18 protein-coding genes are annotated in these 19,889 nt (G+C 66.3%); 6 read left to right on the top strand and 12 right to left on the bottom strand.

Features of this window, described 5'->3' with window-relative positions:
• Positions 1-3: 3 nt before the first annotated feature.
• The 10 genes from H1R19_RS02785 to H1R19_RS02740 all read right to left on the bottom strand — a co-directional run bounded on the left by H1R19_RS02785 (position 4) and on the right by H1R19_RS02740 (position 11,033).
• Positions 4-867: an MlaE family ABC transporter permease gene (locus H1R19_RS02785; protein WP_188331132.1), complete on the bottom strand. Its 864-nt coding sequence runs from the start codon at positions 865-867 to the stop codon at positions 4-6.
• 7 nt (positions 868-874) lie between these two features.
• Positions 875-1,735, bottom strand: a complete 861-nt coding sequence (locus H1R19_RS02780) for an ABC transporter permease (RefSeq protein WP_188331131.1) — start codon at positions 1,733-1,735, stop codon at positions 875-877.
• A gap of 583 nt (positions 1,736-2,318) precedes the next feature.
• Positions 2,319-2,954 carry a TetR/AcrR family transcriptional regulator gene (locus tag H1R19_RS02775; protein WP_219850509.1) on the bottom strand — a complete coding sequence of 212 codons (636 nt, stop codon included), beginning with the start codon at positions 2,952-2,954 and terminating at the stop codon, positions 2,319-2,321.
• A gap of 193 nt (positions 2,955-3,147) precedes the next feature.
• On the bottom strand, positions 3,148-4,668 hold the full coding sequence (locus H1R19_RS02770; RefSeq protein ID WP_219850508.1) for a class I adenylate-forming enzyme family protein: 1,521 nt from the start codon (positions 4,666-4,668) through the stop codon (positions 3,148-3,150).
• Positions 4,669-4,831: 163 nt separating this feature from the next.
• The gene (locus H1R19_RS02765) at positions 4,832-6,013 is read right to left on the bottom strand and encodes an aromatic ring-hydroxylating oxygenase subunit alpha (protein ID WP_188331128.1); all 1,182 of its coding nucleotides are present in this window, start codon (positions 6,011-6,013) and stop codon (positions 4,832-4,834) included.
• Between the two features lie 182 nt (positions 6,014-6,195).
• The gene (locus tag H1R19_RS02760; RefSeq protein ID WP_188331127.1) at positions 6,196-7,428 is read right to left on the bottom strand and encodes a cytochrome P450; all 1,233 of its coding nucleotides are present in this window, start codon (positions 7,426-7,428) and stop codon (positions 6,196-6,198) included.
• On the bottom strand, positions 7,428-7,664 hold the full coding sequence (locus tag H1R19_RS02755; RefSeq protein ID WP_188331126.1) for a ferredoxin: 237 nt from the start codon (positions 7,662-7,664) through the stop codon (positions 7,428-7,430). The genes H1R19_RS02760 and H1R19_RS02755 overlap by 1 nt, the downstream gene beginning before the upstream one ends.
• 2 nt (positions 7,665-7,666) lie before the next feature.
• On the bottom strand, positions 7,667-8,536 hold the full coding sequence (locus H1R19_RS02750; RefSeq protein WP_188331125.1) for an SDR family NAD(P)-dependent oxidoreductase: 870 nt from the start codon (positions 8,534-8,536) through the stop codon (positions 7,667-7,669).
• Between the two features lie 379 nt (positions 8,537-8,915).
• Entirely contained in the window at positions 8,916-10,409 is a 1,494-nt protein-coding gene (locus H1R19_RS02745; protein ID WP_188331124.1) for an aldehyde dehydrogenase, read from the bottom strand.
• Between the two features lie 195 nt (positions 10,410-10,604).
• Positions 10,605-11,033, bottom strand: coding sequence for a hypothetical protein (locus H1R19_RS02740; protein ID WP_219850507.1), 429 nt, complete (start codon positions 11,031-11,033; stop codon positions 10,605-10,607).
• A gap of 72 nt (positions 11,034-11,105) precedes the next feature.
• Between H1R19_RS02740 and H1R19_RS02735 the strand changes: the two genes are divergently transcribed.
• The 6 genes from H1R19_RS02735 to mnhG are packed head-to-tail and all read left to right on the top strand — an operon-like array spanning position 11,106 to position 17,886.
• The gene (locus H1R19_RS02735) at positions 11,106-14,066 is read left to right on the top strand and encodes a Na+/H+ antiporter subunit A (protein WP_219850506.1); all 2,961 of its coding nucleotides are present in this window, start codon (positions 11,106-11,108) and stop codon (positions 14,064-14,066) included.
• The gene (locus H1R19_RS02730) at positions 14,063-14,824 is read left to right on the top strand and encodes a Na(+)/H(+) antiporter subunit C (protein WP_188331121.1); all 762 of its coding nucleotides are present in this window, start codon (positions 14,063-14,065) and stop codon (positions 14,822-14,824) included. Before H1R19_RS02735 ends, H1R19_RS02730 begins: the two co-directional genes overlap by 4 nt.
• Entirely contained in the window at positions 14,821-16,434 is a 1,614-nt protein-coding gene (locus H1R19_RS02725; RefSeq protein ID WP_188331120.1) for a Na+/H+ antiporter subunit D, read from the top strand. Before H1R19_RS02730 ends, H1R19_RS02725 begins: the two co-directional genes overlap by 4 nt.
• Positions 16,431-17,297 (top strand): Na+/H+ antiporter subunit E, encoded by an 867-nt coding sequence (locus tag H1R19_RS02720; protein ID WP_188331119.1) that lies wholly within the window; start codon positions 16,431-16,433, stop codon positions 17,295-17,297. Before H1R19_RS02725 ends, H1R19_RS02720 begins: the two co-directional genes overlap by 4 nt.
• Positions 17,294-17,557 (top strand): monovalent cation/H+ antiporter complex subunit F, encoded by a 264-nt coding sequence (locus H1R19_RS02715; protein WP_188331118.1) that lies wholly within the window; start codon positions 17,294-17,296, stop codon positions 17,555-17,557. The genes H1R19_RS02720 and H1R19_RS02715 overlap by 4 nt, the downstream gene beginning before the upstream one ends.
• Positions 17,554-17,886, top strand: a complete 333-nt coding sequence (gene mnhG, locus H1R19_RS02710; RefSeq protein WP_188331117.1) for a monovalent cation/H(+) antiporter subunit G — start codon at positions 17,554-17,556, stop codon at positions 17,884-17,886. Before H1R19_RS02715 ends, mnhG begins: the two co-directional genes overlap by 4 nt.
• 49 nt (positions 17,887-17,935) lie before the next feature.
• Here mnhG and H1R19_RS02705 read toward each other — a convergent pair whose 3' ends face one another.
• Together H1R19_RS02705 and H1R19_RS02700 are read right to left on the bottom strand one after the other, a co-directional pair.
• The gene (locus H1R19_RS02705) at positions 17,936-19,069 is read right to left on the bottom strand and encodes a glutamate--cysteine ligase (protein ID WP_188331116.1); all 1,134 of its coding nucleotides are present in this window, start codon (positions 19,067-19,069) and stop codon (positions 17,936-17,938) included.
• A 35-nt stretch (positions 19,070-19,104) separates the two neighbouring features.
• Positions 19,105-19,785 carry a superoxide dismutase family protein gene (locus H1R19_RS02700; RefSeq protein WP_188331115.1) on the bottom strand — a complete coding sequence of 227 codons (681 nt, stop codon included), beginning with the start codon at positions 19,783-19,785 and terminating at the stop codon, positions 19,105-19,107.
• Between the last annotated feature and the right edge of the window lie 104 nt (positions 19,786-19,889).

Here is a 19,889-nt window from a genome sequence, read left to right as displayed (position 1 = left end):
ACGTCAACCCCTGAACGGAAGGACCGGATTGAGGCCCCAGATGGCCACGGTCATGAGGAAATTGAGAACGACGATGGCGACCAGGCTCGCGCGGATGGCGCGCCCGGATGCGGCGCCGACACCTGCCGGCCCGCCGGATGCGAAATAACCGTAGTAGCAATGGATGATGGTGATCACCGCGCAGAAGATGAGTGCCTTGGCGACCGATGCGAGAAGATCCGGTATCGAGATGAACTGCGCGAAATAGTGGTCGTAGGTGCCTTCGGGTTGATCGTGGAAGAGCTTCACGATCAACCCGCCGGTGATGAAACTGACCACCAGCGCCATGAGATAGCTCGGCAGCACCACGAGCATTCCGCCGATGAGGCGGGTTCCCACCACGAACGGGATCGCCCGCAGACCCATGGTCTCGGTCGCGTCGATCTCCTCGGAGATTCGCATGGCGCCGATCTCCGCGGTCATCCGGCAGCCGGCCTGCGCCGCGAAGCCGATGCCGGTGATGATCGGCGCCACCACGCGGATGTTGCCGAACGAGTTGATGATTCCGGTCAGCGCTCCGAACCCCAGGAGATCGAAGGCCATGAAGGCCATGATCGCGACCACCGAACCCACCGCGATGCCAAGGAAGAACATCAGGCTGACCACACCGCCGTCGACGATGATCGATCCACTCCCCCAGGCCATGTCGTTCATGGTCTTGAGCGTTTGCTTGCGATAGTGGCGAATCGTCGTCGGCAGCAACGCGAAGGTCTTGCCGACGAACACCACGATCTGACCGAAGGTCGCGATGGCCGCGGTCACGCGCTCGTTCAACGCCCGGCCCAGGCGGGTGATCCCCGGGGTGGCCGTAGCACTCTCTGTCGTCATCTGAGCCTCACGCCAGTTGGGCCGGGAAGAACATGGCCTGCAGCTGACTGACCGCCATGTTCGTCATGAAAATACACAGGACACTGAGGACCACCGAGGCGTTGACCGCGTTGGCCACACCCTTGGGACCGCCTTTGGCCTCGAGGCCGCGCAGGCTTGCGATGACCACGACGATGAAGGCGAACAACACGGCCTTCAGCACCGAGAACATCAGGTCGGTCGGGGTCGCGAAGGTACCGAAGGACTGCCAGAAGCTGGCCGGGACAACGTCGTTGACGTTCGCCGCGATTGCCAGGCCCGCGCCCACACCGGACGCGATGATCATCACGCAGAGCGCGGGCGCGATGGCGAGCATCGCCAGGAACCGCGGCACGATGAGCCGCTGGACCGGGTTGACGCCGATCACCCGCATCGCCTCGATCTCCTCGCGGATCGACCGCGCACCGAGGTCGGAGGCGATCGCCGAGGCGGCCGCGCCGCTCATCAGGAGGCCGGCGGCCATCGGCGCGCCCTGGCTCACCACGCCCAGACCCGACGCCGCTCCCGCGAGGGAGTTCGCGCCGACCTGATCCATGACGCCACCCACCTGCACCGACACCTCGGCACCGATGGGAACCGCCATCAACAGAGCGGGAAGTGCGGTGACCTTGAACAGTTTCCACATCTGATCGATCACCTCACCGCCGGCCAGGCGGAGTGTGAACGTATCGGTGATCGCGAACATGATCATCTCCGCGGCCAGCCGCGCCGAACGCCCGATGGTCGCCAGACTGCGGCTGATCCGGTCGGTCACACCGGCGCCGACCTTGCGTAGCGCCTCGGCCGATCTGATTCCCGGACTGCGCTCTCCCAGAGCACTGACAGTCATCACGGTCCTCTCGAATTCTTTGGGAGTGGTGACACGTTCGGGCTGATGCCGACACGAATCCCACGACCCCGGAGCGGGTCCTTTGGGCTGAGCCGCGCGCCGGTGTCGTCCAGAGGGCCTGGAAGCCTCCCCCGACGTAGGGCGTCACCCTATGGCCTAAACCTGTTAGGCGTATCGGTGTGATGCCCACCACTTGAAGCTTGCTCAGGTTAGCAGACATGAGACGTTACCTGTCAAGTGTCAGCAGCTCGAAATTCGCCAGACCGGCCAAAATGCCTGCTCGTCGCGTGACTTGAGCCAGAGTCACCATCTACTACCGTTAGATTAATTCCGACTGAATCCAGACAACCACGGCGACACCGCGCATTCTGGGCCCACCCGAGAACCACGAACCGACTCCCACGATGAAACTCAAGCGCCGCGCCGCCGCCGACAAATGCACCGCGGTGATCGGCGAAATCTACTCGGAGAGTCTGCCGTAACCGAAAGCGCCCCTGAAAACTACCCTCGGCAGCCGCGCCGGACACAGTGTCATCGGGCGGTCTGTGGAGGATGGATTTCAGGGGCGCACTTGGTTTTCGGGTCAGCGCTTGGCTGCAGCGGCCGGCACCGCACTCGGTAAAAACGACGGAAGTACGAAGTTCCGCAACATCTCTCGATGTTCCGGGTCGTCCGGGCGGTCGAAATCCAAACGGCCGACGAGGATGAACTGGACGAGTGCGATCCACTCGGCCATCTTCTCCTTGTCGAGATCCCGACGGATCTCGCCGCGCTCCATCGCCTGTTCGATGACCGGATCCCACATCTCCGCGGTCAGCCGGGCGGCAAGCCCCGACGCTCCGACGAGGGGTTCGGCCATCTGCATGTGTTCGGGACTGACCAGGATGCGGATCAACGGATCGCGGCGTCCGCGGTCGACCAGGAAGATGAGACCCTCGACGAGCTGGTCGGCGAAGGACTCCTTCTCCAGCAGGAACTTTCGCGCCTTGGCGAACAGCATGCGCGACCGTCGTTCGATGATGGCCGAGATGAGAGTGTCGCGGTCGCCGAAATAGCGGTAGACAGTCGGACGGGACACGCCGGCCTCACGACCGATGTCGTCCATCGTCGTCTTGGATACGCCGAATCGCTGGAAAACCTTCTCGGCAGCGACCATGATCTGTTTACGGGCCTCGTCGACGTCCTCGCTCAGGACGTTGCCCGTCTTCCTGCGTGCCACGTGAGTGCACCTCCCGAAAGCCATGCTACAACGGACAAACTGTGTCATATGTCCGCGAGGCTCAAAAAACGAGACAGCCTCGTCGGCCGTCGCGCCGAGCAGGCCGGCAAAGAAAAACGGCCGAGGTGCGGATGTCCTCCGCACCTCGGCCGCCTCACAACCAGCGCGTACCCGTCTAACCCGCGCGCACCCCTCAGCGCACGCGCTCGAAGCGAGTGTCCACATCCTTGTACTCGTCCCGGATCACCGTCTTGGCGATCTTCCCGCTGGGGAGACGGGGCAGCGGGTCCTGACGGATCACGACGTAGCGGGGCACCTTGAAGTCGGCCAGGACCTTCTCGCAGTGCTCGACGATCGTCTTCTCGTCGACATCGGCGGCGGCCGTCACGATCGCCGCCGGGGTCTCGCCGAACCGGTCGTCGTTCGCCGCGATCACGGCAACCTCCTGGACACCGTCGATGGCGCCGATCGCGATCTCGAGTTCCACCGGCGAGATGTTGATGCCGCCGGAGATGATGAGGTCCTTGAGGCGGTCGACGAACTTCACCCGGCCGTCCTCGTCGGCCTCGCCGAGGTCGCCACTGTGCAGCCAGCCATCACGGAGGGCCTGCGCGGTCGTCTCGGGGTCGTTCCAGTAGCCGGGCGTGACGCCAGGGCCGCGGACAACGAGTTCGCCCGCTTCTCCGGGAGCCGCTTCCTCACCCTTGTCGTTGAAGACCTTGACCTCGGTGAAGATCGACCCCGTGCCGCACCGATCCGGGAACTCGAAGGCCTCCTCGCGGATCGTCGCGGTCGCGACACCGCCGGCCTCGGTCATGCCGTAGATCTGGCGCAACAGGACACCCTTGTCGGCCCAGCGCTTCAGCAGCGGCACCGGTACGGCTGCGCCGCCCACGATCGCGGTCTTCAGAGCGCTCAGGTCCGCGTCGGCGAACTCCGGGGCACGCGAGATGGCCTCGAAGATCAGCGGGACGCCGAAAATTGCCTCCACCGAGTGCTTCTCGAGGAGCTTCACCGCGTTCGAGGGATTCAGTTCGGGTTCGACAACCAACGTGCCGCCCAGAACCGTCGTGATGAGGAGGCCGTACACCAGGCCCGGGGTGAAGGCGAGCGGCAGGACCAGCAGCGTGGTGGTTCCCGGCCGGAAACCCTCCTCGGTGAGGGTGTTCTCGAAGACGATCGACATGAGCGTCCGGTTGGTGAGGATCACGCCCTTGGACAGCCCGGTGGACCCGCTGGTGAACAGCACGGTCGTCGGCTCGTCGGGTTCGAGATCGACGCGGAAGCTGTCCGCGCCGCCGGCGCGCAGCGCCTCGAGCTCGGCGTAGGTGACAACGCCGAACGGTTCACCGATCGCCGCGGTGTCCTCGGCCAGCTGCTCGAAGCCCGGGGCCACGATCACGACGCCGATACCGGCGTCGTCGGCGATCTTCCGGAGCTCGGCGGGACGGTAGCGACTGTTCAGCGGAACCAGGACGCCGCCGGACTTCAGCGCACCGAGGGCCGCGACCGGCCACTCGAGCGAGTTCGGCCCGAGCAGACCCACCCGGGCGCCGGGAGCGACACCCTTGGCCTCCACGAGGAGACGGGCGATGCGACTGCTCCAGTCCCGCAGCTCACGGTAGGAGATCTCGGAATCGGAGAAAACCACAGCGGTGGTATCGCCCTTGGTACGGGCCCACCAGTCGAGCGCCTTGCCGATGGTTGTGGTCATGATCGTACTTTCTTCTCTGTCAACAGGTTCGATACGGCCGAGGGGTGCGGCCGCCGCAGGCGCAGAGCCGGCGGATCAGCCGGCCCCCACCCACCTAACGGTTATAGGATAAATCGGACTTTGCGGTCGCGGGCCGGTTCCGACGAACCCGGCATCCCGGACATCACGAGCCTGCGGCACGACCTTCGGCCACGAGTCGCTTGGTCTCACGCCGGAAGACCTGGTTGGCGATCTCGTTGCGGCCGAGCAACATGTCTCCCGCGTCGGCACTGCCCATGCCCTGCTGCGAATCCCGCAGCAACGGGAAGTCCTCCTGATGCAGGACCGCGAGCAGGATCTCCCAGTTCTTGTTCCACAGTCGCTCCCAGCGCTCCTGCTCCATGCCGCTGTCCTCGACGGTCGGCACCATCAGGCGCTGTTCCATCCGGGACTTGGTCGGGTCGGTGGGATGCGGCCGGAACGTCAAGAGCTGGAAGTGATCCGGTTGACGAAGCAGGGTGCTGTTCGGGCCGAGCCAGTGTGTCTCGGTGACGTACTTGTCCAGCGGGATGTCACCCGGATCCTCTTCGAGGAAGCGGTCGATCGACTTACGCGGCGCGATGAATCGACAGTGCCGACCGAAGTCCTCGAAGGCCATCACGTTGGTGTGGATGATCTTTCCAGCTGTGTTCGGGTGCGCGTACTGGATGTGGTAACCATCCAGGAACGCATCCTGCATTATCTTCCAGTTCGTGGGTTCGTCGAAACCCGCAGCCCGGAAACAGACCAGCTTGTCCAAGTTGTACTCGGCGAGCATCGGGTCGATCTCGGGACCGAGCCAGGCCGCGACGTCGATCTCGGCCGAGGCATTGTCGACGACCCAGATGAACCCGTGACGTTCCTCGGTCGGGATCTCGATCAACCCGTGGTCGGAACGGTCCACATCGCCGAAAGTCGAATCGCGCGTGATGGTCCGCAGCGATCCGTCCGGGTCGTAGGACCAGCGATGGTAACCGCAGGAGAAGATCCGGCAGCGCCCCTTCTCACTCTTCTCCAGCATCGCCCCGCGATGCCGACAGAGATTGACGAAGGAGCGGACGCTCCCGTCCTTCTGCCGCACCACGATGATGTTGTTCCGCGGCATCTGGACAGTCACGAAGTCGTTGGGCCGCGAGATCTCGCTACCGTGCGCGACGATCGAGGGGACGCGGCCGAAGATGTGGTCGCGCTCCTCCTTGGCGAGCGCCGAGTCGGTGAACTCCTCGGGCTCGAATTGCACGATCTCGTCGAACTTGTCGGTCGTCTCGTTGCGCAGGAGGTCGAGCGCACGCCGGATTCGATCTTGCCGGGGAAGCGAAGTGGTCATGATTCCCTCCGTGGAGGAGCGGTTGTCTACGAGTTGGGACGCACCCGTCCGGGCCTGGGCTGGTGCTCCAGTAAACCTACAGCAATAAGTTTTATGTGGCAATGACCCGGCCGCTCCTGGGACCGGTGCGGCGGGCGGGAACACAACCCGCCACACCGGTGGTCAGGGCACGCCGGGCCCGGTCAGGGCTCCGGGGTGAACCGGATCGGCATGCGGACGCAGCCGCGCACCTGACTGGAGTGGAACACCGGCGGATCCGATTCCACGAGCTGGAAATCGGGGATGCGGCGCAGGATCTCCTCGAGGGCGATCGTGAGTTCGATACGCGCCAGGTGCGAACCCAGGCATCGGTGCGGACCACCGCCGAAGGACAGGTGACGGTTCGGCTTGCGGGCGATGTCGAGCGCGCCCGGGTCCTCGAACTCCTTGTGATCCCGGTTGGCCGAGCACAGCATCAGGATCAGCTGCTCACCCTCGGAGATCTTCATCCCGCCCAGTTCGACGTCACGGGTGGCACGACGCCCGGGGACCACCGCGGCCTCGATGCGAAGGATCTCCTCGACCGCGGTCGGGACCATCAGCTCCGGGTCGTCGATGATCGCCTGTCGCTGCTCGGGATTGTTCACCAGGTGGACGATCGCCCAGGCCAGCGAACCCTGCACTGTGTGCAGGCCGGCGATGAGCAGCAGGAAGAACATCCGGTTCAGTTCTTCGTCGGTCAGCAACCGCAGACCGTCCTCGAGCTCCACCTCCGTGTGGATCAGCTGCGAGGTGACGTCGTCACCCGGAGTCGCGCGACGTTCGTCGACCATCTTCTGGAAGTAGCCCAGCATCTGCATACCCGCGATCGCGCGGGCTTCCAGCGACTCCTGTTCGGTCCCACCGGGCTTGCCGAACAGCACGACGTCGGTGGCCTCGGTGAACAGCGGCGCGTCCTCGACCGGCCAGTCCATCAGTGCCAGGAAGATACGGGCGGGGAGTTCATGGGCGAACGCCGAGATGTATTCGGCCTCACCCTTCTTCGCGAAACCGTCGAGCAGGTCGTTGACCACGCCGCGGATGTCTTCGGACAGCTTCTTCATCCGGGCCGGTCCGAACAGCGGCTGCAGCGCCTTGCGGTAGCCGGCGTGCTCCGGAGGATCGAGTTCGATCGGGATGAACTTGCCGAAGGCCTCGTTCGTCACCAGGTTGTTGGGGTAGCTGGAGAAGGTCTCCGCGTCGCGCAGGACCTCATGTATCTCGTTGTAGGAAGTGACGATCCAGTGCCCGCCGTGGGCGGTCGAGTAGACGACCGGCCCCTTCGCGGCGAGTTCTGCTGCGTACTCCTGGAATCGATCGATCGGGGCTGCGATGGACGGGTCGTACACGTCGAAGTCGACGGTGACGTCCTCGCGGGATCGTTCCGCTGTTGTCATTACTGGTCCTTGGTGGTCGTGGAGTTGGTGGTGAGCAGTGCCAGTGCCCGCTCGGGACACATCGACACCGCCTCGCTCGCCTGAGCCGCCTCGTCCGGCGTGAGAGTGCGCTCCGGGATCACGGGGTCGCCCTGATCGTCGGCGTCGATCAGATCAGGGGCGACCCCGTAGCAGAGTCCGTGTCCGGCGCACGCCACGCGATCCACAGTGAGAGTGGTGGGCTGCGGGGAGGACATGGTCAGACGTTCGGGTTCTTCTGGTCGAGGTCCTCGGGGAACCACATGCCGACACGCGACAGGGTTCCGCCGTCGCCGGAGGCGATGACCTGGCCGGACATGTAGGCCGAGTCGTCCGAGGCCAGGAACAGTGCGATCTTGGCGTTGTCGACCAGTGACGGCGGGCGGTTCAGCTTGAGCGGGATCGGCGAGACGAACGGATCCCACGGACCGGACACCTCTTCGTAGGACTGACCGACGACCGGCGAACCCGCGGGCATCAGGAAGTTCGGCGACATGCCGTGGACGGGCGCGATGCCGTTGACCCGGATCCCGTAGGGGCCGAGATCCAGGCTCAGGCCGCGCACCAGGCCGTTGACGCCGGCCTTGGTGGCCGAGTACAGCGCGATCTGGTGGTAGGCGAGGAGCGAAGCGGCTGACGAGGTGGCGATGATGGTGCCGCCACCGTTGCGCTTGAGAGCGGGGACCGCGGCCTGAGCGGTGAAGATGACTCCGGAGAGGTTGACGCCGAGGACGTTGTTCCAGTCCTCCTCGGTCAGGTCCTCGAAGTTGACCTGCTCACCGCCGGCGACGGAGGGAACGCCTCCGCGCGAGACGACTCCCGCGTTGGCCCAGGCGATGTCGAGCTTGCCGAACTGCTCGACCGTCTGGTCCACCGCGGCCGTGATCTCGTCCTTCTTGGCGACGTCGGCGGTGATGGCGATCGCCTCGCCACCCTGCTGCTCGACGAGCTTCACCGTCTGCTCGGCACGGTCACCGTCGATGTCGACGACCGCGACCTTGGCACCCTCCGCCGTGAACAGCTGCGACGACTGGCGGCCGAGACCCGAGCCCGCTCCGGTGATCAGTGCGACTTTGCCTTCGAGTTTCATGTTCGATCCTTGCTCTGGGGTGAGTGGCGAGTACCCGCCGGAGTGCCGGTGACGCCGGGACATCAGGGGCAGGCCGACTGACGCCGTGAAACGAGGTGATCCGCATCGTGACGGGTTGAGTCGATGTGATGACCGCCACCTTCATCACCCACCGTAAAGCGTTGAACATGAGACGTCAAGTGATATTTGTCAGCAGCTCGGAGATTCTTCTTTCGTTGTAGCGCAGCGGTTCTCAACGACGACGACCAGGCGTGACAGTGTCACGCCTGGTCATCCTGACTCGGTCGCACGCCGCTGTGGCGCCCACGGAGGGTCGCCACAGCGGCGTCGTTTCAGTTGTCCGCCATGCAGGTGTGGATGGGGTCGACCCCCATCCGCATCAGGACGGCTGGGGCGCCGGCAGGTGCACGGTCTTGATCTCGAAGAACTCCTCGAGACCCTCTGCACCACCCTCGCGGCCGACACCGGACTGCTTGTAGCCGCCGAACGGAAGCGTGAAGTCGAGCACCGAGGTGTTCACGTTGACGGTTCCGGTCCGGATACGTTGTGCAAGTTCGAATCCGCGCTCCACATCGGCGGTGAAGACGGCGCCGGACAGGCCGTAGACGGAGTCGTTGGCGATGGCCACCGCATCGTCCTCGTCCTCATAGGTGATGATCGAGATGACCGGACCGAACACCTCTTCCCTGGCGATCGTCATGTCGTTGCGGACGTTGTCGATGATCGTGGGCTGCACGAAGAAGCCCTGATCCCCGACGCGACCGCCGCCGTAGACCACCTCGCCGCCTTCGGCCTTGGCGGTCTCGATGTAGCCCTCGACGCGGTCACGATGACGTGCCGAGGTCAGCGGCCCGAGGAAATTCGTCTGCTCCCAAGGGTTTCCGATCGGGATCATGTCCAGTGCCGCCTTGTACGCCGCGACGATCTCGTCGTGGCGCTCACGCGAGACGAGGACGCGGGTCAGTGCGACACACGCCTGACCGGACTGCATACAACCGGCCATCGGCAGGTTGGCCATCACCGTGTTGAGGTCCGCGTCGTCGAGGATGATCGCCGCCGACTTGCCGCCCAGCTCGAGCGAGACCTTCGCGACGCGGTCGGCCGCGAGGCTCATGATCCGCTTACCGACCGAGGTGCTGCCGGTGAAGGTGATGTGGTCGACCTTCGGGTTGACGACGAGCGACTCGGAGACCTCGCGGTCGGCGACGAGCACGCTCAGGACGCCTTCGGGGATCGCACCCTCCGAGACGAGTTCGGCGACCACGTCGGCGAACACCGACGGCGACAGCGGCGCCTCCGGCGAGGTCTTGAGGACGACCGAACAGCCGGCGGCCAGCGCCGGGATCACCTTGAAGGCGATGCTGCCGATCGGGCCGTTCCACGGGATGATCGCGGCGACCACGCCGGTCGGCTCCTTGACGATGCGCGAGACGCCGCCATCGGCACGCGGCCGCTCCTCCACGACGTTCACGGCACGCGCCTCGGCGGCGACGGCACGGAACAGGCCGAGGACCATCTGCTGGGTCATGGCGCTGACCGGGGTGGTGACACCGACCTCGGCGATGCCGAGCGTCGTCAGCTCGGGAACGCGTGCCTCGAGACGGTCGGCGATGGTGTCGATGACGTCGGCGCGCTCGGCGGGCGACTTACGCGCCCACACACCGCGATCGAACGAGGCCCGGGCCACGTCGACGGCGCGGGCCACATCCTCGGCGGTGGCGGCGCGGACTCGGGCCGCGATGCGCTCGGAGTACGAGTCGATCACCTCGATCCATTCGTCGCCACTGGATTCCACCCAGCGTCCGCCGATGAAGACTCGGTCTCGGTCGGCGATGGTGGCGAGGGGGTCGGTCACCTGTTCGGTCGTCGTCATGGAGCAACTCCTCGATCCTGGTTGTGCATCGCTGCGATCCATCGCGGTCGACACGGTGGCGCAGTTCTGTGAAGCGGGTCACAGAGGAGAGTAATAACCGAATGGCTTTAGGTCAACACCTGACATGTTCTGTCATTTGTATCGCAGCTCTGGGCATGAAGCAGCCCCCGCCGCAGCGGGGGCTGACGCGGTCAGTTATTCGACGTTGACAAGGTAGAACACCGACGAACCACCACCGGCGGCCTGCGGGGAGGCCCCGATCTGAACCCAATAGGTCGATCCGCCCTTGGCGGCGGACAACACCACCACCGACTGACCGCCTTCCGACGAGCGATGCGACTCGACGTAACCGTCCTCGGTGAGCTTTTCCGCGGCGGCGTCGAGCTGGTTGCCTGCGTTCACCGGCCCCTGCACGGTGACCTCCCAGCCGTCGGTGCGGGTGCCGCTCGCCGAGAGGACGTGACCGTCGATCAGCGGCACCTGTGTGACGGGGAAATCCGACGGCAACGGCACCCCGTCCGGACCGGCCTGTTCCTCGCCGCCGCAGCCCGCGAGGAGACCGAGAACCAACAGAGCTGCAGCGATGAGCACGGCGGGACGCCGGAGCCAGTCGAACCGGGACATAGGGGCAACGGTAAGGTAATGACGCGGGTGATCGCCCGTGACACCCCGCCGGGAGAAAGACGGAGTGCCCTTTTGATTTCCGTGTTGGCTGCGTTGGCAGTGTGCGCACTGGTCGCGCCCGCGGTCATTCATTGGATGGGCACGAGGGGTTTCTACGTCCTCGCACTCGCCCCGCTCGGCGCGCTGATCTGGGTGCTGACCCATTGGCCGGCCCCCGAGTCCGACCGCGCCGTCGTCGAGACCGTGCGCTGGGTCCCGTCGCTCGAGATGGACATCGTCACCCGCTTCGACACCCTCGCGGCGATCCTGTCCGTGCTCATCCTCGGTGTCGGCTCACTGGTGCTCTGCTACTGCGCCCACTACTTCGACGACGCCCGCCCCCGCGTCGCGGTCTTCGGCGGCGAGATGGTGGCCTTCGCCGCGGCGATGTTCGGCCTGGTCATCTCCGACAACATGCTGGTGCTCTACGTGTTCTGGGAGCTCACCACCGTGCTGTCGTTCATGCTGGTCGGCTTCTACGGCGTGCGCGCCACCGCCCGGCGCTCGGCCACGCAGGCACTGCTCGTCACGACCTTCGGCGGCCTGGCGATGCTCGTCGGCATCATCATGCTGGGCGAGCGCAGCGGCACCTACCTGCTTTCCGAGATCATCGCGACCCCGCCGACCGGCGTCTACGTCGACATCGCGATCGTCCTGCTCCTCATCGGCGCACTCAGCAAGTCGGCCATCGTCCCGTTCCACTTCTGGCTGCCCGGCGCGATGGCCGCCCCGACCCCCGTGAGCGCCTACCTGCACGCGGCCGCGATGGTCAAGGCCGGCATCTACCTCATCGCCCGTCTCGCGCCCGCGTTCTCGGTGACGGTCAGCTGGCAGGTCGCCGTGATCGGCCTCGGCTCGCTGACGATGGTCCTCGGCGGCTGGCGGTCCCTGCGCGAACTCGACCTGAAACTCATCCTCGCGTTCGGCACCGTCTCCCAGCTCGGTTTCATGGCGGTGCTGGTGGGCATCGGCGACGCCAATGTCGCGATGGCCGGGCTCACGATGCTGGTCGCACATGCGCTGTTCAAGGCGTCGCTGTTCATGACCGTCGGCATCATCGACCACGCGACCGGTACGCGCGACGTCCGTAAACTCGCCCGGCTCGGCCATCGTCTCCCGGTGCTGGCCGTCACGGCCGCGATCGCCGGCGCGAGCATGGCCGGCATCCCCTTCACGCTGGGCTTCGTCGGCAAGGAGACCGCCTTCGCGTCGGTCTGGGACACCGGCGCGCTCTCGTCGTGGCAGGCGCACACCGTCGACATCGTGCTGCTGGTCGGCTCGGTCCTCACGTGCGCGTACACCCTCCGATTCCTGTGGGGCGCGTTCGGCCGCAAGGTCCGCCACAAGCCGAGCCCGGCCGTCGCCAAGCTGCACCCTCCGTCGTGGGCCTTCTACATCTCGCCGGTGGTCCTCGCCGTGGCCGGTGCTGCCGCGGGCCTGCTCAGCCCGCAGATCGGCAGTCTCTTCGAGCCCTACGCCGAGACCCTCGACAGCTACGGCCACAAGATCGAACACCTCGCGCTCTGGCACGGCTTCGGGCTGCCGGTGGTGTTCTCGATCATCGTCGTCGTCGGCGGCGTGATCGTGTTCTTCGGCGTCCGCCGCGTCCGCGACCGCGTGTTCGGTTCCCCGCCGCTGCTCAACGCCGACCGCATCTACGACGCCGCGCTGCGTTCCGCGGACACGATCTCGCTGCTGCTGACCCGCAACACCCAGCGCGGATCGCTGCCGGTCACCCAGGGCGTCATCCTGTGCACGGCCATCCTGTTCCCGACGATCGTGCTGTTCGTCGGCGCCCGGGACCAGCTGAACATCGACTACACCAACTCGCCGGTCCAGATCGTCATCGGCGGCATCATGGTGGCGTCGGCGATCGCGGCGGTCATCCTGCGCAACCGTCTCGCGGCGACACTCGTCGTCGGTATCACCGGCTACGGGTGCGGCATGCTGTTCGCGCTCTACGGCGCCCCCGACCTCGCTCTCACCCAGTTCCTGGTCGAGACGCTGACGCTGGTCATCTTCGTCCTCGTGCTGCGCAAGCTGCCCGCCGAACCGGAGAAGCGCCACGCCACCGGCTTCAAGCCGCTGCGGGCACTCATCGGCATCGCGTTCGGCGCGTCGCTGGTCGTGATCGGCCTGTTCGCCGCGTCGGCCCGCTCGACCGAACCCCTGCACGTCGACCTCGCCGAGGCGGCCTACGAGTTCGGCCACGGCGCCAACGCGGTGAACGTGCTCCTCGTCGACATCCGCGCCTGGGACACCCTGGGCGAGGTGTCGGTGCTGATCGCCGCGGCCACCGGCGTCGCGTCCATGGTGTTCCGCAACCGCCGTTTCGGTGCCGCTCCCCGAGTCGCCGACGCGGCTCGCCTGCAGGCCGGGATCGGCGGCGGCGACACCAACGGCGATGACGACGACGATCCGATCCCGCCCGACCGCACCACCTGGTTGCTCGGATCGGGACTGCGCGATCCGCGCCACCGGTCGATGGTGCTCGAGGCCACCACACGGTTGCTGTTCCCGACCATGGTCGTGCTGTCGATCTACTTCTTCTACGCAGGCCACAACGCTCCGGGCGGCGGCTTCGCCGGCGGACTCACGATGGGTCTCGCGCTGGTGCTGCGCTACCTCGCGGGCGGCCGCTACGAACTCGGCGAGGCGCTGCCCATCGAACCCGGCCGCATCCTCGGCGCCGGCCTGGCCGTCTCCGGCATCACCGCGGTGGTGTCGTTGTTCCTGGGCGCACCGGCGCTGTCGTCGGCGGTCTTCGAGATCACCGTCCCCGTGCTCGGCGACATCAAACTGGTCACCGCACTGTTCTTCGACCTCGGCATCTACCTCATCGTCGTCGGCCTGGTGCTCGACGTGCTGCGAAGTCTCGGCGCGCGCCTCGATGTCGAGACGACGATCGCCCGCGACGCCGAACGCGTCGTATCAGCCAGATCCCTGCCGTTGAAGACGGCGGACACGAGCGGGAAGGAACAGGTGGCACGATGAGCACCAATCTCTCGCTCCTGCTGGTCGTCGGCGTGATGGCCGCCTGCGGTGTCTACCTGCTGATGGAGCGCAGCCTGGTCCGGATGCTGTTCGGGCTGCTGCTGTGCGGCAACGCAATCAACCTGATGATCATCGTGATCTCCGGCGGCATGGGTAATCCGCCCATCATGGGCCGGTCGTCGGAGAACCGTGCGGCCGACGCCGACCCCCTCGCCCAGGGCATGGTGCTCACGGCGATCGTCATCACGATGGGCGTCGCAGCGTTCGTACTCGCCCTCGTCTACCGGTTGTTCGTGATCAACCGCGACGACGACGACCTCGAAGACGACGTCGAGGACCGCAAGATCCTGGCCCAGTCGCTGGGGTCTGCACCCGACCGCGACCGCAGCGACGACCCGGTCACCCTCTCAGACACTCTGACCGGCGACTACTTCGACGACAAGGGCAACCCCATGACGCCCGAGGAGGTCGCGGCCAGGCATTCCGCCCTCTACGAAACCGACATCATGCCGACCGACTCCGATGTCATCGACGAGGTCGGGGGCGGGGACGAGGAACCCGACTCCGACAGTGCCGCGGAGACCGCGTCGCGAGAAGCAGGCCCGGACGTGCACGGCCCCGGCGAACTGGGTCCGGACGAGGTGGGCCCCAAGGGCAGCGACGCGGACGCGGCCCCGACCATCGAGGCCGACACCGACGACACCGCCGAAGACGCAGACGAGACCACCGACGACACGACCGAGGGGGATGGCCGATGACCCCCCAGCCGTCGTGGATTCCGGTACTGATCGCACTGCCGACGCTGGTCCCGCTGCTCTCCGCCGCGCTGTCGCTGCTGCTGGGTCGCAGCCCCAGGGTCCAGCGGTTCGTCGCCATCGCCGCGATCTCGGTGGCGTTGGTCGCATCCTGCCTGATGCTCTACCTGACCAGTGAGCACGGCACCTTCGCCGTCGCGATCGGAGGATGGGGCGACAAGGGATACCCCAACGGGCCGCTCGGCATCACGCTGGTCGTGGACCAACTGGCTGCACTGATGCTGGTCGTGTCGACGATCGTGCTGCTGTGCGTCGTCGTGTACGCGATCGGTCAGGGTATCCGCGACGGCACCGCGCAACAGCCGACGTCGATCTTCCTGCCGACGTATCTGATCCTGACCGCGGGAGTGTGCAACGCCTTCCTCGCCGGGGACCTGTTCAACCTGTACGTCTCCTTCGAGGTGCTCCTCACCGCGAGCTTTGTGCTGCTCACGCTCGGCGCCAGCGAGGAACGTGTCCGCGCCGGTGCGTCGTATGTGATGGTCTCGATGGTGTCGTCGCTGATCTTCCTCGCGGGGATCGCCTTCGCCTACGCCACCACCGGCACGCTCAATCTCGCCGAGATGGCCATCCGCCTCGACGACGTGCCCGACGGCACCCGCAACGCGCTCTTCGCGGTACTGCTCGTCGCGTTCGGGATCAAGGCGGCCGTCTTCCCGCTGTCGACGTGGCTGCCCGACTCCTACCCCACCGCGCCCGCCCCGATCACCGCGGTGTTCGCGGGCCTGCTGACCAAGGTCGGTGTGTATGCGATCGTTCGGGCGCACACGCTGCTGTTCCCCGGTGGTTCCATGGACACGGTGTTGCTGGTCGCGGGTCTGCTGACCATGCTCGTGGGCATCTTCGGTGCGATCGCCCAGTCCGACATCAAACGTCTGCTGTCCTTCACCCTGGTCAGCCACATCGGCTATATGGTCTTCGGCATCGCCCTGTCCTCCGACCTCGGGATGTCGGCGGCGATCTACTACGTCGCCCACCACATCCTCGTGCAGACGACGCTGTTCCTCGTCGTGGGTCTCATCGAACGTCAGGCCGGGTCGGCGTCGTTGCGGCGCCTCGGCGGCCTGATAGCCAGTCCGGTCCTCGCGGTCCTGTTCCTCGTCCCCGCACTCAATCTGGGCGGTATCCCACCGTTCTCCGGGTTCATCGGGAAGGTCGCCCTGCTCGAGGCGGGCGCGCAGAACGGTTCGGCGCTCGCCTGGATTCTGGTCGCGGGTTCGGTCGTCACGAGCCTGCTCACCCTCTACGTAGTGGCGCGCATCTGGACCAAGGGGTTCTGGCGGCCCCGCGCCGACGCGCCCGAGGGCGAGCTGGCCGATCAGGGCCCGTCCGCGCTCATCGACGAACGTGACGACGGCGCCTACTCCGACCGTGAGGACGTCGGCCGGATGCCCGCGATGATGGTTGTCCCGACGCTGGCGATGGTCGTCGCCGGTCTGGTCCTGACACTGTGGGCCGGCCCCATCTTCGACTTCACCGACAGCGCCGCGACCGACGTCGTGGACCGTGGCGTCTACCTCGAAGCCGTCCTCGGCGCCGGGGGCACCCGATGAGCGCGAAGCCGGGCACCGGCACGGGCAACGCGGGCGATCCCGCCGGCGCCCCGAAACGACGCGCTCCCGTGGTCTCCACCAAGGGACCGGTGCTGTCCCTGCTCATCAACGCCTGGCGCCTGGCCCTGCTGTTCGTCTGCTGGCACCTCATCGGGGGTCTGGTCTGGCTGCGTTCGCACATCCGGTTGCCTGCCTGGCTCGGCAGCGACAGCCGCGAGGTCGCGGTCAGGTTGTGGACCATCGGCTGGCTGGCCTTTGTCTGGGTGCTGTTGTGGGGCACCGTCTCCTGGGCCAACATCCTCGGCGGGGTGGTGCTGGCGATGGCGGTGGTGACCCTGTTGCCGCTGCCCCGCGTGCCGGTCGAGGGGCGTATCCACCCCCTGTCGGTGCTGCAGCTGCTCGTCCGCCTGATCTACGACTTCATGGTGTCGAGCGTCCAGATCGGTTGGATGGCCATCCGCCCCGGGCGTCCCCCGCTCGGCGCCGTGGTGCGCGTGCGCGTCGCGATCAAATCCGACATGGTCCTGACCCTGGCGGTCGACTACCTCAATCTGGTGCCCGGCACGATGGTCCTGGAGATCGATCACCGGCGTCGTATGCTCTACGTCCACGTCTTCGACGTGCGGTCGGAGAAGAAGGTGCGTGCGTTCTACGAGCAGGTCGCCTATGTGGAGCGCATGTTCGTCAAGGCCTTCGAGCGCGACAGCGAATGGCACCCGAGCCCGTACCACGGCATCGACGAGGACTTCCACCACGTGCGGCCCATCGAGCCCGTCGACCGGGCACCGGCACAGGCGTCCACCGACTCCGCCGCCGAGCCGGAGGAGATCGCGGACGTCGAACCGGATGGGAGGCGGCCATGAGTGTCGTGTGGACGATCGCGGCGGCGATGCTGCTGATCTCCGCGGTCCTGACGACGGTGCGCATCCTGCGGGGACCGACCACGCTGGACCGTCTCGTCGCGCTCGATGTCCTGATCGCGCTGTGCATGTGTGGTCTCGGCGTGTGGGCCGCCTACAGCCGTGATTCGACGGTGGTCCCGGCGATCGTCGCGCTCTCGCTGTTGAGTTTCGTCGGGTCGGTCTCGATCGCCCGTTTCCGAGTACGGGATGACCAGACATGATCACCGACATCATCAGCGCCACACTGCTCCTCATCGGCTGTCTCATGGCGGTCACCGCGGCCATCGGCCTCGTCCGGTTCCCGGACACGCTGAGCCGGATGCACGCGGCCACCAAACCGCAGACGTTCGGTCTGCTGCTCATCCTCATCGGCGCGATCCTGCGACTCGGCGACAATGTCGACGTCGGCATGCTCGTCCTCGCCGGCCTGTTCGCGATCATCACCGCGCCGGTGGTGGCGCATCGCGTCGGTCGGCTCGCCTATCAGGAACAGCGCGCCCGCGACGGCCTCGTGGACAAGCGCGACACGGAGGCACCCGAGCGCGACTGACCCCTTCATGCCCCTGGGGTCGGCAGCTACGGGGCGGGCGGTCGGCGGGTCAGGGATGCGGGCGGTGCAGCTCGTCGACCACCGAGGCGACCACGTCGCGCATGGATCGGGTGCTGCGGTACACGGCACGCTGACGCTGGTAACTGGCGCCCCGAGCGATGATGCGCGCGACCCCGGCCAGTTCGTCGACGCAGTCGAGTTGGCGCGCAACGGGTTCGAGTCGTTCGAGTAAGTCGTGGAGGTCCTCGGTGACGAGCCTCTCCGTGCAGGCGGAGTCGAGGATGACGATGGCGTCGAGACCGTACCGGGCGGCCCGCCACTTGTTCTCCTGCACCAGCCACGGCGCCATCGTGGGCAGCTTCTCACCGGCGGTGAGCCGCCGGTCGAGGTCGACGACCAGGCAGTGGATGAGTGCGACCACCGCCGACAGTTCGGTCGGGTTGGTCATGCCGTCGCAGACACGGACCTCGATGGTGCCCAGATGCGGGGACGGGCGGATGTCCCACCGGATCTCGTTGAGATGGTCGATGATCCCGGTCGTCATCTGGTCGGCGACGAAGCTCTCGAACTGCTCCCAGGTCTCGAACTGGAACGGCAGGCCCGCGGTCGGCAGCTGCTGGAACATCATGGCCCGGTTGCTCGCGTAACCGGTGTCCGCGCCGGCCCACATCGGCGACGACGAGGACAGTGCCAGCAGGTGCGGATAGTAGTTCAGCAGCGAATCGAGGATCGGGAGGACCTTGTCGCGATGGCTGATCCCGACGTGCACGTGCACACCCCAGATGAGCATCTGCCTGCCCCACCACTGGGTTCGTTCGATGAGTTCGGCGTAGCGATGCCCCTCGGTGAGCAGCTGCGTCGAATACTGGGCGAACGGGTGCGTGCCGGCGCCGTAGAGGTCGACGCCGAGCGGCTCGGTGAGCCCACGGACGATGCCGAGGGTGTCGGTGAGGTCGGCGATGGCCTCGCCGGTGGTCCGGCAGATCCCGGTGACCAGCTCGACGGTGTTGCGGAGCAGTTCCTTGTGGATCTTGCCCGCGTGATCGGGATGGTGCTCGCCGACCGCGGCGAACAGCGCGGCCGCCGAGTTCGACAGGTCGCCGGTGACCTTGTCGGTCAGGGCGAACTCCCACTCGACCCCGAGGGTGGGATCGGGCGACCCGTCGAACTCGATCGGTGACACGTGTGGCCGCAGCCGTGGCGGGACCAGGACTCGCTCTAGTTCTGCTCTTCGATGACGCCACACGCGATGCGCGAGCCGGCGTCACCGGTCTTCAGGGTCTCGGCGTTGGGTCCGCCCGGGTACTTGTCGGCCGGGATGTTCCCGAAGTTGTCCGCCTTCTCGTGGATCATGATCGACTTGCCGAACAGCTGCTCGAGCTTGACGGTGTCGGTCGTGGTGACGGTGCGCCCGGTGTGATCTTCGAGGATGTTGATCGAGATGAGGTCGCCGCTGGCGGGATGGCTGGTGTTGCCGTCGACCTGCAGGTGGCCGCCGGCCGAGGTGAAGGCCTGCGCCCCACCGGATCCGGCGTCGCAGGTGCCGTTCTCGTGGATGTGCATGCCGTGGAATCCTGCCGGCAGGTCGCCGGAGGTGACGCGCACGCTGACGGTGACCGGCTCGTCGCTCTCGGTGGGTGCGGTGAAGGTGGCCTCGCCGACGACCTTGCCGGAGGTGTCCTTGATCTCGGCGGTCGCGATCTGACCGGTGGGCTCGTCGTCGACGTCGTCCACGGCACCCGGCGGCAGCGGCTGGTCGCTGATGACCGACGGGGTCGTGCCGGGCACGTCCGTGGGGTTCTGGTCAGGACTACACCCGGCCAGCGCAACCCCGATCAGGCCCGCGGAAGCCAGTGCGGCGAGGGCGCGCGACGCGGCGAGTTTGGAACGTCCGGACATGTCACTCCTTGTTTCGCAAAACTGTTTTTCTGGAAAGCGGATCTGCTCCGAGGCGCCTCGCACCGCGGGTGCACTGTTCATTTGTCCGAACGGGCAGGACCGGT

It is taken from the genome of Gordonia jinghuaiqii (assembly GCF_014041935.1).
In the GTDB taxonomy this organism is placed as follows: Bacteria; Actinomycetota; Actinomycetes; order Mycobacteriales; family Mycobacteriaceae; genus Gordonia; species Gordonia jinghuaiqii.
The sequence above is the reverse complement of the archived record's forward strand: the minus strand, read 5'-3'. Positions and strand labels throughout refer to the sequence as shown.